This window comes from Coprococcus eutactus, assembly GCF_001404675.1.
GTDB classification, from domain to species: Bacteria; Bacillota; Clostridia; order Lachnospirales; family Lachnospiraceae; genus Coprococcus; species Coprococcus aceti.
Genome location: NZ_CYXU01000003.1, coordinates 17,417 through 32,166 on the forward strand (window position 1 = coordinate 17,417; position 14,750 = coordinate 32,166).

The 14,750-nt window shown below is 44.0% G+C and carries 9 protein-coding genes and 1 other annotated feature (1 of these 10 cut by a window edge); all 9 genes read right to left on the bottom strand.

Annotation, left to right across the window (positions count from 1 at the left end; all coding sequences use genetic code 11):
• Positions 1–200: 200 nt before the first annotated feature.
• Positions 201–1,388, bottom strand: coding sequence for an elongation factor Tu (gene tuf / locus ARA78_RS07185; RefSeq protein ID WP_055147771.1), 1,188 nt, complete (start codon positions 1,386–1,388; stop codon positions 201–203).
• Positions 1,389–1,590: 202 nt separating this feature from the next.
• Complete coding sequence (gene fusA, locus ARA78_RS07190; RefSeq protein ID WP_071849530.1) at positions 1,591–3,708, bottom strand: elongation factor G; 2,118 nt, start codon at positions 3,706–3,708, stop codon at positions 1,591–1,593.
• Positions 3,709–3,800: 92 nt separating this feature from the next.
• Positions 3,801–4,271, bottom strand: coding sequence for a 30S ribosomal protein S7 (gene rpsG, locus ARA78_RS07195; protein ID WP_004850607.1), 471 nt, complete (start codon positions 4,269–4,271; stop codon positions 3,801–3,803).
• Positions 4,272–4,437: 166 nt separating this feature from the next.
• Positions 4,438–4,857: a 30S ribosomal protein S12 gene (gene rpsL, locus ARA78_RS07200; RefSeq protein WP_004850608.1), complete on the bottom strand. Its 420-nt coding sequence runs from the start codon at positions 4,855–4,857 to the stop codon at positions 4,438–4,440.
• A 93-nt stretch (positions 4,858–4,950) separates the two neighbouring features.
• Positions 4,951–5,493 carry a hypothetical protein gene (locus ARA78_RS07205; RefSeq protein WP_015534191.1) on the bottom strand — a complete coding sequence of 181 codons (543 nt, stop codon included), beginning with the start codon at positions 5,491–5,493 and terminating at the stop codon, positions 4,951–4,953.
• 179 nt (positions 5,494–5,672) lie between these two features.
• Positions 5,673–9,395: a DNA-directed RNA polymerase subunit beta' gene (gene rpoC / locus ARA78_RS07210; protein WP_015534192.1), complete on the bottom strand. Its 3,723-nt coding sequence runs from the start codon at positions 9,393–9,395 to the stop codon at positions 5,673–5,675.
• Positions 9,396–9,412: 17 nt separating this feature from the next.
• Positions 9,413–13,315: a DNA-directed RNA polymerase subunit beta gene (locus ARA78_RS07215; RefSeq protein WP_055224423.1), complete on the bottom strand. Its 3,903-nt coding sequence runs from the start codon at positions 13,313–13,315 to the stop codon at positions 9,413–9,415.
• Positions 13,316–13,602: 287 nt separating this feature from the next.
• The gene (gene rplL / locus ARA78_RS07220) at positions 13,603–13,971 is read right to left on the bottom strand and encodes a 50S ribosomal protein L7/L12 (protein ID WP_015534196.1); all 369 of its coding nucleotides are present in this window, start codon (positions 13,969–13,971) and stop codon (positions 13,603–13,605) included.
• 166 nt (positions 13,972–14,137) lie between these two features.
• Positions 14,138–14,626 (bottom strand): 50S ribosomal protein L10, encoded by a 489-nt coding sequence (rplJ, locus tag ARA78_RS07225; protein WP_015534197.1) that lies wholly within the window; start codon positions 14,624–14,626, stop codon positions 14,138–14,140.
• A 36-nt stretch (positions 14,627–14,662) separates the two neighbouring features.
• Positions 14,663–14,750 (bottom strand) — a sequence feature (ribosomal protein L10 leader region) (it continues 50 nt past the right edge of the window).

Genomic DNA, 14,750 nt, shown 5'->3' on the forward strand with positions numbered 1-14,750 from the left:
CAAGATATAGAAAGGCTTCCCTGTTATTCATAAGTTCTTTAAATTTTAGATTTTTATGTCATTTGTAGGGTCAGAGCTTATTTTTTGCTCTAAAATAGGGTCAAAATAGGGTCAAAAACCATTTTCAGGCAGAAAAAAAGACCTCCGAGGGCGAACCCTCGAAGGTCTGAAAATCCTTTATTTATGCGGTTTATCAGCGATTACTCGATGATAGAAGCAACTCTTCCTGAACCTACAGTTCTACCACCCTCACGGATAGCGAATGTAAGACCCTGACTCATAGCGATTGGGTGGATGAGCTCGATTGTCATCTCTACGTTATCACCAGGCATGCACATCTCTGTACCAGCTGGAAGGTTACATACACCTGTAACGTCTGTTGTTCTGAAGTAGAACTGTGGACGATAGTTGTTGAAGAATGGTGTATGACGACCACCCTCGTCCTTTGTCAGAACGTAAACCTGTGCTGTGAACTTTGTATGACATGTAATTGAACCTGGCTTACAAAGAACCTGTCCTCTTACGATGTCCTCTCTCTTGATACCACGAAGAAGGGCACCGATGTTATCACCAGCCTGACCTTCGTCAAGGAGCTTTCTGAACATCTCGATACCTGTTACTGTTGTCTTCTGGATCTCTGGCTTGATACCAACGATCTCAACTTCATCATTGAGGTGAATTACACCAGCCTCTACTCTACCAGTAGCAACTGTACCACGACCTGTGATTGTGAATACGTCCTCTACAGGCATGATGAATGGCTTATCTGTATCTCTCTGTGGATCTGGAATATATGAATCAATTGTATCCATAAGCTCCATGATCTTGTCTCCCCAAGGTCCCATTGGATCCTCAAGAGCCTTAAGAGCTGAACCCTTAACGATAGGACAATCATTGAATCCGTACTCCTCGAGCTGCTCTGTAACTTCCATCTCAACGAGCTCGATAAGCTCCTCATCGTCTACCATATCACACTTGTTAAGGAATACAACGATGTAAGGAACACCAACCTGACGTGAAAGAAGGATATGCTCCTTTGTCTGAGCCATAACACCATCAGTAGCAGCAACAACAAGGATAGCACCATCCATCTGAGCTGCACCAGTGATCATGTTCTTAACGTAGTCAGCATGTCCTGGACAGTCAACGTGTGCGTAATGTCTCTTCTCTGTCTCGTACTCAACGTGAGCTGTAGAGATAGTGATACCTCTTTCTCTCTCCTCTGGAGCCTTATCAATGTTCTCGAAATCTGTAGCTGTGTTACCAGCAACTCTCTCTGAAAGAACCTTTGTGATAGCAGCTGTAAGAGTAGTCTTACCGTGATCTACGTGTCCGATTGTACCGATGTTACAATGTGGCTTACTTCTATTAAACTTTTCCTTTGCCATGATATAAAATCCTCCTTAAAAATTATACCCCACGCGGGTTACTCGGCTAAAAATCATTATATAGAAAATACTAGAGATTTTCAACCATTTTTTATCTCTTTATACCAGCAGGCTAACGATATGTAATCTTTAACCTGCCAGCATATATAATTTTTTATTTATATGACCTGAAAGACCAGGAAAATGTCTTTCGTCAAATATCTTACTTAGAATGCTCTGCGATAACCTTCTCCTGAATGCTCTTTGGACACTGAGCGTACTTCTCAAAGAACATTGAGTAGTTACCACGACCCTGTGTTGATGAACGAAGCTCTGTTGAGTATCCGAACATCTCTGCAAGTGGAACGAATGCTCTGACGATCTTACCACCGCCGATATCATCCATACCCTCGATCTGGCCTCTCTTAGCATTTAAGCTTCCGATTACATCACCGAGGTACTCCTCAGGCATTGTAACCTCAACCTTCATGATAGGCTCAAGAAGAACTGGGTCAGCCTTAGCCATAGCCTCCTTGAATGCCATAGAACCAGCGATGTGGAATGCCATCTCTGATGAATCGACCTCATGGTATGATCCATCGTATACGTTAGCATAAACACCAAGTACTGGGTAGCCGCCAAGGATACCAGCCTTAGCTGCCTCTTCGATACCCTCTCCAACTGCTGGGATGTACTCCTTAGGAATAGCACCACCGACAACTGTTGACTCGAACTTGAATGTCTCCTCACCGTTAGGATCCATAGGCTCGAACTTAACCTTACAATGACCGTACTGTCCACGACCACCTGACTGCTTAGCATACTTGCTGTCGATATCAACTGGCTTTGTGAATGTCTCCTTGTAAGCAACCTGAGGTGCACCAACGTTTGCCTCAACCTTGAACTCACGGAGAAGACGATCAACGATAACCTCAAGGTGAAGCTCACCCATTCCGGCAATGATTGTCTGTCCTGTCTCTTTGTCTGTATGAGCCTTGAATGTAGGATCCTCCTCAGCAAGCTTTGCGAGTGCCTCACCCATCTTACCCTGATCATTCTTGGTCTTAGGCTCGATAGCAAGCTCGATAACTGGCTCTGGGAATTCCATTGACTCAAGGATAACTGGATGCTGCTCATCACAGATTGTGTCACCTGTAGTTGTAAGCTTGAAACCTACAGCAGCTGCGATATCTCCTGAGTAAACCTTATCAATCTCTTTACGAGCGTTGGCATGCATCTGTACGATACGTCCTACACGCTCCTTCTTATCCTTTGTTGCATTCAGTACATATGAACCTGAGTTCAGTGTACCTGAGTAAACTCTGAAGAATGCAAGCTTTCCAACGAATGGATCTGTCATGATCTTGAATGCAAGAGCTGAGAATGGCTCATCATCTGATGAATGACGAACAACCTCGTTACCGTCTGGATCAACACCTGTGATATCAGGGATATCTGTTGGTGCTGGCATGTACTCGATAACACCGTCAAGCATCTTCTGAACACCCTTGTTCTTGTAAGCTGAACCAAGGAATACAGGAACTGCCTCACATGCGATAGTTGCTCTACGAAGAACCTTCTTCATCTCATCGATTGATGGCTCCTCGCCCTCAAGGTACATCATCATTAAGTCGTCATCTAACTCGCAGATCTTCTCGACAAGGTTCTCATGCCACTTGTCTGCAAGCTCCTTAAGGTCATCAGGGATAGTTGTGATCTCGATGTCCTCGCCCTTATCATCTTTGTAGTAGTATGCTTCCATCTCGAACAGATCGATCAGACCGATGAAGTCTGACTCTTTTCCGATAGGGATCTGTACTGGAATTGCATTCTTGCCCAGACGATCAATGATTGTCTGAACTGAGTAGAAAAAGTCTGCACCCATTTTATCCATCTTGTTGATGAATGCCATACGAGGTACATTGTATGTGTCAGCCTGACGCCATACGTTCTCTGACTGAGGCTCTACACCAGCCTTAGCATCAAATACACCTACAGCTCCGTCAAGTACACGAAGTGAACGCTCAACCTCAACAGTGAAGTCAACGTGTCCCGGAGTATCGATGATGTTGATTCTGTGCTCTAACGCGCCAGCCTTTGGTTTGTGATGATCCTCAAGTGTCCAGTGACATGTTGTAGCAGCTGAAGTAATTGTTATACCTCTCTCCTGCTCCTGCTCCATCCAGTCCATGGTAGCTGTACCGTCATGAGTATCACCAATCTTATAGTTAACACCAGTATAGTATAAGATACGCTCTGTAAGAGTTGTCTTACCTGCATCGATATGAGCCATAATACCAATGTTTCTTGTTCTGTCCAATGGATATTCTCTTCCAGCCAACGGATTGTCCTCCTTTTGCTAATTTTCGTAACACATCTATTGTGTCCCATATACACATAAGCATGCATGCAAATGCATTCTCACACAGATAACTAGAATCTGTAGTGAGCGAATGCCTTGTTTGCCTCTGCCATCTTGTGCATGTCTTCTTTTCTCTTTACAGATGCACCTGTGTTGTTAGCTGCATCCATGATCTCCTTCGCAAGTCTCTCTTCCATAGTCTTCTCACTTCTTGCACGTGAGAAAGCTGTTAACCAACGAAGTCCGAGAGCCTGTCTTCTGTCAGGTCTTACATCGATAGGTACCTGATATGTTGCACCACCGATACGTCTAGCCTTAACCTCGAGGAGTGGCATGATGTTGTTCATAGCCTCTTCGAATACCTCTAATGCAGGCTTACCAGTCTCTTCTGCGATACGATCAAATGCACCGTAGACGATCTTCTGTGCTACACCCTTCTTACCATCTAACATAATGTTGTTGATAAGCTTTGTAACGACCTTATTGTTGTAAATTGGATCCGCTAATACGTCTCTCTTTGCGATATGTCCTTTACGTGGCACGGTTCTTCCCTCCTTAATTATTTATTAAATCTTCGGTACTCACATTCTCTATATAATTATGGAATGTGTTCGTGCTGTTATCTGTCTTAATTGTTTCTATCTGAATTATTATCTATATAAAAACATGACCTTACCAGCACAAATTAGAATTGTGTTCTAGCATGTTTTATTTTGCATCCTTAGGACGCTTTGCACCATACTTTGAACGAGCCTGACGTCTCTTTGCTACACCTGCTGTATCAAGAGTACCTCTGATGATATGGTATCTTGTACCAGGTAAGTCCTTTACTCTTCCACCACGGATAAGTACAACGCTATGCTCCTGAAGGTTATGACCCTCACCTGGGATATAACTTGTTACTTCGATTCCGTTTGAAAGACGTACTCTGGCGATCTTTCTAAGAGCTGAGTTAGGCTTCTTAGGAGTAGCTGTCTTAACTGCTGTACAAACTCCTCTCTTCTGTGGTGAGCTTGTCTCTACTGGCTTCTTCTTGAGTGAGTTGAAACTTCTCTGAAGAGCTGGTGCAGTTGACTTCTTCTCTACTGTCTGTCTTCCTTTTCTAACTAACTGGTTAAATGTTGGCATGTTTTCACCTCCTGTATATAAATTAAAAATGATAAAGCATGTTTTTACGCATGCTTTATCATTATATAGTCGAGTATTTTCTCTGTCAAGCATTTATTTGACAAATATTTTCTTAACGAACTCAAAGACTCTCTCTGTTTCCATTGCCAGTCTGGCTTGATCAAATTCTGTATAACCTTCATTTACAAGAAACGCCTGTCCCATTATATATTTGTGCATTTCCTCATTTATCTGATCTGCAACAATCTCATCACAGTGAAGTGTCTCAACTAACATCTTCTCTGTCCTGGTATCCTTAAACAGTCCATGTCCCGAGTCATTGTCTGCAACGAGCTGTCTGAACAACACCCTCTCACTGTCTGCAAACTCACAGACAATAGTGGTCTGGCTGACATAATCCGCATTCTCTTTCTTACACAGACTTGTCTTCAGGGAACCGTAAACCTCATTTATACGCTCTGTTGTAATCTCTATAACAGCTCCCATATCAACAAAATTCTCATATATTGGTTGTGTTGAACAGGAAATCTCTTTTGCCAGTTTTCTTGCTGTTATTGCGGCAATTCCTTCTCTTCTGGCAAGGTTATACGCCGCTTCTAATATACCTTCTTTATTGATTTTCTTTACAGCAGCCATATTATTCCATTTCTTTCTTACTAAATATTTCCAAAAAGAAATCCGGCATATCCTATTTCTCACAGGTATATCTGAATACCTTTATGAGAAATTGACATATCCCGGATTCCCCTTATATCCTTCATGTCGAGCAGCTTCGCAGCCACTACTTTTTTATATACATCCAAGCAAATGAGTGATTACTCTTCGTCAGCATCTCCGGCTGTATCGAGGGTCTCAAATACGATCTCCTCTGAATTTACATTCTCTAACTCTTCGTAATCATCTGTATCCTCATCTTCATCAAAGAAGTTAAGCTCTTCCATATCAGTGTCAAGCTTTACTGAACGATATCTCTTCATTCCTGTACCAGCAGGTATAAGCTTTCCGATGATAACGTTTTCCTTAAGTCCGATAAGTGGATCAACCTTACTCTTGATCGCAGCATCTGTAAGAACCTTTGTTGTCTCCTGGAATGATGCAGCCGACATAAATGAATCAGTTGCAAGTGATGCCTTTGTTATACCAAGCATTATCTGTGTTCCAGTTGCAGGCTCCTTGCCCTCTGCGATAAGCTTCTCATTTGTATCTTCAAACTCAAGCAGATCTGCCTGTGTTCCTGGAAGATAATCTGAATCTCCCGGCTCATCAATTATGATCTTCTTAAGCATCTGTCTTACGATGATCTCAATGTGCTTATCATTGATATCAACACCCTGAAGTCTGTAAACCTTCTGAACCTCACGGAGCATGTAATCCTGAACTGCACGAACACCCTTTATCTTAAGGATATCATGTGGATTAACTGATCCCTCTGTAAGCTCATCACCAGCCTCAAGTACCTGATCATCAAGAACTCTGATACGTGAACCATAAGGAATAAGATATGCCTTTGACTCACCTGTCTCATCGTTTGTTATGACAACCTCTCTCTTCTTCTTGTTGTCACGGAGCTGTACCTTTCCGCCAAACTCTGCAATGATCGCAAGTCCCTTTGGCTTTCTGGCCTCGAAAAGCTCCTCAACTCTTGGAAGACCCTGTGTGATATCGCCACCGGCAACACCACCTGTATGGAATGTTCTCATTGTAAGCTGTGTACCAGGCTCACCGATTGACTGTGCAGCGATAATTCCAACTGACTCACCAACCTGTACAGGCATTCCTGTTGCCATGTTCGCACCGTAGCACTTTGCACACACACCGAGGTGTGACTTACATGTGAGGACTGTTCTGATCTTAAGCTTTGCATCTGATCTTACAACTTCGTTTCCATCGTCATCCTTAACGGTGAATGGAACGCCGTTGGCATCGACACCCTTCTTAACAATGAGCTCAGCTCTCTTAGGAGTTACCATATGATTTATCTTGACAAGCATGTTGCCCTCTGCATCATATACAGACTCTGCAAGGTAACGTCCTGTGATTCTCTCCTGAAACTCCTCGATCATTTCCTTGCCCTCTCTGAAGGCCTCAATGACCATACCCGGAATTGAATCTCTTCCTATACTACAATCAGGCTCTCTGATTATAAGATCCTGTGATACATCTACAAGTCGTCTTGTCAGGTATCCTGAATCGGCTGTACGAAGAGCTGTATCTGACAGACCCTTACGAGCACCATGCGCTGAAATGAAATACTCCAGAACGTCAAGTCCCTCTCGGAAGTTAGACTTGATTGGGAGCTCAATGGTCTTACCTGTTGTATCTGCCATCAGTCCTCGCATACCTGCAAGCTGCTTGATCTGCTGATTAGAACCACGGGCTCCAGAATCAGCCATCATGAATATATTGTTATATTTATCAAGACCTGCGAACAGGAGATCCTGCAGATGCTTATCTGCCTTCTCCCAGATCTTAACTACTGCCTGATATCTCTCCTCGTCTGATACAAGACCACGTCTGAACTTCTTGGTGATTTGGTCAACGAGCTTCTGTGCATCCTCAAGGATATCCTTCTTCTCATCAGGCACCTTCATATCTGAAATAGATACTGATATAGCACTTCTTGTTGAATACTTATATCCTATTGCCTTGACATCATCAAGAACCTCTGCAGTCTTTGTTGCACCGTGTGTATTGATACACTTGTCAAGGATTGGCTTGAGCTGCTTCTTTCCTACATGGAAATCTATCTCAAGCTTCAGAGCGTTCTCACGAACAGTTCTGTCTACATATCCGAGATCCTGTGGAATGATCTCATTGAAGAGAAGCTTTCCAAGTGTTGTATCGATAACACCTGTAACTTCCTCGCCCTCGAACTCACCGGTTCTTCTTACATGGATCTTGGTGTGAAGTGTAATTCCACCATTCTCATATGCAAGTATTGCCTCATTCTTGGACTTAAAATATCTTCCCTCTCCGATCTCGCCTTCCTTTTCCATTGTCAGATAGTAGATACCAAGTACCATATCCTGTGAAGGAACGGCAACAGGCGCACCATCTGATGGCTTCAGCAGGTTGTTAGGTGAAAGCAGAAGGAATCTACACTCAGCCTGTGCCTCTACTGTAAGTGGAAGATGGACAGCCATCTGGTCTCCATCGAAATCGGCATTGAAGGCTGTACATACGAGTGGGTGAAGCTTTATAGCCTTACCGCCTACAAGCACTGGCTCAAATGCCTGGATTCCAAGTCTGTGAAGTGTAGGGGCACGGTTAAGCATAACCGGATGCTCCTTGATGACATCCTCAAGAATGTCCCAAACCTGTGGCTCAAGCTTCTCTACCATCTTCTTTGCCTGCTTGATATTGTTTGCCTTACCTGTAGCTGTAAGCTCCTTCATAACAAATGGCTTGAACAGCTCGATAGCCATCTCCTTAGGGAGACCGCACTGGTAAATCTTAAGCTCTGGTCCAACTACGATAACTGAACGTCCTGAGTAGTCAACTCGCTTACCAAGAAGGTTCTGACGGAAACGTCCCTGCTTACCTTTCAGCATCTCTGAAAGTGACTTCAGTGCTCTGTTACCAGGGCCTGTTACCGCACGTCCACGTCTACCGTTATCTATAAGTGCATCAACTGCCTCCTGAAGCATTCTCTTCTCATTTCTCACGATGATCTCAGGAGCACCGAGATCAAGGAGTCTGCGGAGACGATTATTCCTGTTGATAATTCTTCTGTACAGATCGTTGAGGTCTGATGTTGCAAATCTTCCACCTTCAAGCTGTACCATAGGTCTGATATCTGGTGGGATAACAGGTATTACATTCATGATCATCCACTCAGGTCTGTTCTCTGATGTTCTGAATGCCTCCATTACCTCAAGTCTCTTGATGATCCTTGTACGCTTCTGGCCGCTGCATGTCTCAAGCTCTTTCTTAAGCTCTGCGCTCTCGGCATCAAGGTCTATTGCCTTGAGAAGCTTCTGTATAGCCTCTGCGCCCATCTCTGCAACGAATGAACCGTAACCATACTCCTTCTCTGCCTCTCTGAACTCCTGCTCGTTGAGGATCTGCTTGTAAGCAAGCGGAGTATCCTTTGGATCTGTTACTATATATGATGAGAAGTACAGTACCTTCTCAAGCACTCTTGGTGATATATCAAGGATCAGTCCCATACGGCTAGGGATTCCCTTGAAGTACCATATATGTGATACAGGAGCAGCGAGCTCAATATGTCCCATACGCTCTCTACGAACGTTGGACTTTGTTACCTCAACTCCACACTTATCACACACGATTCCCTTGAATCTGATCTTCTTGTACTTACCACAATTACACTCCCAGTCCTTCTGTGGCCCAAATATTCTCTCACAGAACAGACCGTCCTTCTCAGGCTTAAGTGTTCTATAGTTGATAGTCTCAGGGCGCTTTACCTCACCATGTGACCATTCTCTTATCTTTTCAGGAGATGCAAGTCCGATTTTTATTGCGTCAAAGTTCAATGACTTTTCCTGTTCTGCATTGTCTACATTGTATTCTGGCATCTTACAAAGCTCCTTTCTTATTCTTCCTCATTATTATCCATATAATCTGAATCGCCGAGGTCTTCCATATCACTTATATCGTCGTTCTCATCAACCTCTGAGAATCCGCTTGCCTGAAGCTCATCTGCGTCATCGCCTCTGAACACCTCAGGTGCATCGCTCTCATCCATATCATCGTCTCTGTCTGATGATCTGTCGCTGAGAAGTCTCTTGATACTTGTGTTGTAATCATAAGCTTCCATGGTCTCGCTGAGATCAACTTCAACCATCTTCTTGTTGCCTTCCTCGTCCTCTTCCTCTCTTACGACTCTTACATCAAGTCCGAGAGCCTGGAACTCCTTGAGAAGTACCTTGAATGACTCAGGCACACCAGGTGCTGGTATATTGTCGCCCTTGATAATAGCCTCATATGTCTTAACACGTCCTACAACATCATCAGACTTAACTGTCAGAATCTCCTGCAGTGTGTATGAAGCACCATAAGCCTCAAGAGCCCAAACCTCCATCTCTCCGAAACGCTGTCCACCAAACTGAGCTTTACCACCCAGTGGCTGCTGTGTTACCAGTGAGTACGGACCGGTTGAACGAGCATGGATCTTATCATCAACCAGATGGTGCAGCTTGAGGTAATGCATGTAACCGATAGTTACAGGGGCATCAAAGTTCTCACCTGTTCTACCATCACGGAGCTGAACCTTACCTGTTCTGTTGATAGGCACGCCCTTCCACTCTGCTCTGTGGTCTCTGTTCGTGTAGAGGTAATCCATAACCTCAGGCTTTACTGTATCCTTGTACTTAGCCTCGAAGTCTTCCCATGTACCATTTGCATAGTCATTGGCCATCTCCAGTGTATCCATGATGTCAAACTCTGTAGCACCATTGAATACAGGAGTGGATACCTTGAATCCAAGAACCTGTGAAGCAAGTCCGAGATGGATCTCGAGGACCTGTCCGATGTTCATTCGTGAAGGAACGCCCAGTGGGTTAAGCACGATATCAAGAGGACGTCCGTTTGGAAGGAATGGCATATCCTCAACAGGGAGCACTCGTGAAACTACACCCTTGTTACCATGACGACCAGCCATCTTATCTCCGACCTGGATCTTTCTCTTCTGTGCTATATATACTCTGACCTTCTTGTCTACGCCTGCCGGAAGATCGTCTCCATCAGCACGTGTAAATACCTTTGCATCTATAACAATACCGAATGCTCCGTGTGGAACCTTCAGTGATGTATCTCTTACCTCTCTTGCCTTCTCACCGAAGATGGCACGAAGAAGTCTCTCCTCTGCTGTCAGCTCAGTCTCTCCCTTTGGAGTAACCTTTCCAACGAGGATATCACCGGCACGAACCTCTGCGCCGATTCTGATGATACCATTCTCATCAAGATCCTTGAGGACATCATTTGACAGACCTGCAAGATCTCTTGTGATCTCCTCCTTACCAAGCTTGGTATCACGAGCCTCACACTCGTATTTCTCTATATGAATTGATGTGTATACATCATCCTGTACAAGTCTCTCGCTGAGAAGAACCGCATCCTCGTAGTTGTAACCTTCCCATGTCATGAAACCGATCAGTGGGTTCTTACCAAGTGCGATCTCTCCGCCAGATGTTGAAGGGCCATCTGCGATAACCTCTCCAGCCTTTACGTGGTCACCCTTGAACACGATAGGTCTCTGGTTCATACAGTTACCCTGGTTGCTTCGTGCAAACTTGATGATGTGATATACATCCTTTGTTCCATCCTCATCTGCTCTTACACAGACCTCTGTGCTGTTTGAATATTCTACAACACCGTCTCTCTTGGCAACGACGCAGACACCTGAATCTACAGCAGCCTTTGCCTCCATACCTGTTCCAACCACTGCTGACTCTGTCATCATAAGAGGAACCGCCTGACGCTGCATGTTTGATCCCATGAGGGCACGGTTAGCATCATCGTTCTGAAGGAATGGGATCATCGATGTAGCAACTGAGAATACCATCTTAGGTGATACATCCATGAGATCAACCTTTGACTTAGGGAACTCGGTTGTATCAGCTCTGAATCTTCCTGATACATTGTTCTTGACAAAGTGTCCATTCTCATCTATAGGCTCATTAGCCTGTACTACTCTGTATCTGTCCTCCTCGTCTGCTGTAAGGTAAACAACCTCATCTGTAACAACAGGGTTAGAAGGATCTGTCTTATCAAGCTTTCTATATGGAGCCTCAACGAAACCATACTCGTTGATACGCGCATATGTAGCCAGTGAGTTGATAAGTCCGATGTTAGGACCCTCAGGGGTCTCGATAGGACACATTCTACCGTAATGTGTATAGTGTACATCTCGGACCTCGAATCCGGCTCTGTCTCGTGAAAGTCCACCAGGGCCAAGGGCTGAAAGTCTTCTCTTATGAGTCAGCTCTGACAGAGGGTTATTCTGATCCATAAACTGTGACAACTGTGAACTTCCGAAGAACTCCTTAACAGCAGCCGTTACAGGCTTGATATTGATAAGGGACTGAGGTGTGATAGACTCAGCATCCTGTGTTGTCATTCTCTCTCTTACAACTCTCTCAAGTCTTGAAAGACCGATTCTATACTGGTTCTGAAGAAGCTCTCCAACCGCTCTGATACGTCTGTTGCCCAGATGGTCGATGTCATCGTCATTACCAATGCCATACTCGAGGTGAATGTTGTAATTTATGGAAGCAAATATGTCTTCCTTTGTAATATGCTTTGGTACGAGGTCTGACATGTCTCTCTCTATGGCAGCCTTGAGCTTCTCTGTATCATCACCATACTCCTCGAGGAGTCCCTCGAGAACCGGATAATATACTCTCTCCACAATGCCAAGCTCAGCAGGATCAAAATCCACATAGTTGGCAATGTTGACCATCATATTAGAAAGAACCTTAACGTTTCTCTCCTCTGTCTGGATCATAACATAAGGAACTGCTGCATCCTGAATTGTGTCTGCAAGCTCCTCTGATACTGTTGTTCCAGCTTCAGCGATAACCTCTCCTGTGCTAGGATCGATAGCATCCTCAGCAAGGACATGTCCTGCTATACGAGCCTTGAGAGCAAGCTTCTTGTTGAACTTGTAACGTCCAACCTTTGCAAGATCGTATCTTCTCGCATCAAAGAACATAGCATTAATAAGGCTCTCTGCATTCTCAACTACTGAAGGCTCGTCTGGTCTGATCTTCTTGTAAAGCTCTACCACGCCCTCTGCATATGACTTTGCAGGATCCTTGTTAAGACTCTCCATGATCTTTGGCTCCTCGCCAAATAAATCTATGATCTCCTGATCTGTTCCAAGACCAAGTGCACGGATAAGAACAGTCACAGGTACCTTTCTGGTTCTATCCACACGAACATAGAATACATCGTTGGAATCTGTCTCATACTCCAGCCATGCACCTCTGTTAGGAATTACTGTACATGCATACAGCTTCTTACCAACCTTATCATGTGTTATATCATAGTAAATACCAGGTGAACGCACTAACTGGCTTACTATAACTCGCTCTGCACCATTGATAACGAATGTTCCTGTCTCTGTCATAAGAGGAAGATCACCCATGAATATCTCATGATCTGACATCTCCTTAGCATCTCCGACTCTGAGTCTGACCTTGACTCTGAGAGGCGCCGCATATGTTGCATCTCTCTCCTTGCATTCCTCGATACTGTACTTCAAGTCATCTTTACAGAACTGAAAATCTACGAACTCAAGACTATACTGTCCAGAGTAATCAGTGATAGGAGAAATATCCCTGAATGCTTCCTTCAGACCGTCAGTTAAGAACCAATTGTATGAATTCTTCTGAACCTCTATGAAGTTAGGCATCTCCAGGACGTCCTTCTGCTTAGCGTAGCTCATTCTGTAGCCTTTTCCAGACTTGACAGGACTAATTCTGTTCTTTTCCATCGACACATTCACCCCTTGGAATTTATTTTTATGCTTTTTAAGACAAACCTTAGTTTAAATAAGTGTTTTAAAGCCATTTATCACCATATTATGATGTGTATGCACACGAAGCCATAATAGTGACAGTTTACTATCCTAACAGCAAATGCAATATTTGTCAACTATATTTTGGAAATTTTTTAGATTTTTTTATTAATTGAGAAAAGATGTATAGAAAAACCGGCCCGGCGGGATGAGATCCATCTCCGCCAGGCCGAATAAAGTCTGATAATAAAATAAGGATCAAATTACTTTAATGTAACCTTAGCGCCCTCAGCCTCGAGCTTTGTCTTAGCTTCCTCAGCCTCTTCCTTAGTAGCGTCCTCCTTGATTACCTTTGGAGCACCATCTACAGCGTCCTTAGCTTCCTTAAGACCTAAGCCTGTAAGCTCACGAACAACCTTGATAACCTTAACCTTGTTAGGACCAACCTCTGTAAGCTCTACGTTGAATGAATCCTTCTCCTCGGCTGCTGCTGCACCGTCTGCACCTGCTGCTGCAACTACAACACCTGCTGCTGCTGATACGCCGAACTCCTCTTCACAAGCCTTAACTAAGTCGTTTAACTCTAATACTGATAAACCTTTGATTACTTCAATAATTTCCTGAGTTGTCATTATGTTTTTCCTCCATATAATATAATTTGTTATTTTGTAATGCATCCGCACATCATTCTCGTATCATGCGGATACCATTTGTCCATGATATAGACAGTTGAATATCTGACAGCATATGATCCCGGCAGTGCCGATATATACATCAGATGTTCTATCAGGCTTAATATTAAGCCTCCTTCTGCTCTGCGATCTGCTTGATAACACGAGCGAAGTTTGCGATAGGTGACTGGATACTTCCAAGGAACTTGGAAATAAGCGCGTCTCTTGAAGGGATCTTTGCAATAACCTGGATTCCTTCTGCATCGTAGAATGTACCTTCTACAACGCCGCCCTTAAGCTCAAGAGCTGGGGCATTCTTTGCGAAGTCTGCAAGAACTCTTGCAGCCGCTGTAGCGTCATCCTTGCAGATTGCAAGACCAGTCGGTCCCTCTAAACAACCCTTAAGGCCTTCGAACTCTGTTCCCTCGATAGCGAAGTTAACCATTGTGTTCTTGTATACCTTGTATACAACACCAGCTTCTCTTAAATTCTTACGGAGCTGTGTATCCTGCTCAACTGTAAGACCACGATAGTCTACAACTACTGCAGTAGCAGCGCCTTCAAGATTTGCCTTGATCTCTTCTACTATTGGCTTCTTTAACTCTACCTTTGCCATAATGCGCCTCCTTATTTTACTAATGACTGCACATTCCAAGATATAAAAAAACTCTCAAAGCCCTAAGACCTGAGAGTAGATTGTTAATTCAATAACGATATCTTTCCTCGGTAGGTGATATAAC

What these genes read in the sequence shown, in the direction of transcription:
- tuf (WP_055147771.1), bottom strand. Translation starts at nt 1,388, where the DNA reads ATGGCAAAGGAAAAGTTTAATAGAAGTAAGCCACATTGTAACATCGGT.
- rpsL (WP_004850608.1), bottom strand. Translation starts at nt 4,857, where the DNA reads ATGCCAACATTTAACCAGTTAGTTAGAAAAGGAAGACAGACAGTAGAG.
- ARA78_RS07205 (WP_015534191.1), bottom strand. Translation starts at nt 5,493, where the DNA reads ATGGCTGCTGTAAAGAAAATCAATAAAGAAGGTATATTAGAAGCGGCG.
- rpoC (WP_015534192.1), bottom strand. Translation starts at nt 9,395, where the DNA reads ATGCCAGAATACAATGTAGACAATGCAGAACAGGAAAAGTCATTGAAC.
- ARA78_RS07215 (WP_055224423.1), bottom strand. Translation starts at nt 13,315, where the DNA reads ATGGAAAAGAACAGAATTAGTCCTGTCAAGTCTGGAAAAGGCTACAGA.
- rplL (WP_015534196.1), bottom strand. Translation starts at nt 13,971, where the DNA reads ATGACAACTCAGGAAATTATTGAAGTAATCAAAGGTTTATCAGTATTA.
- rplJ (WP_015534197.1), bottom strand. Translation starts at nt 14,626, where the DNA reads ATGGCAAAGGTAGAGTTAAAGAAGCCAATAGTAGAAGAGATCAAGGCA.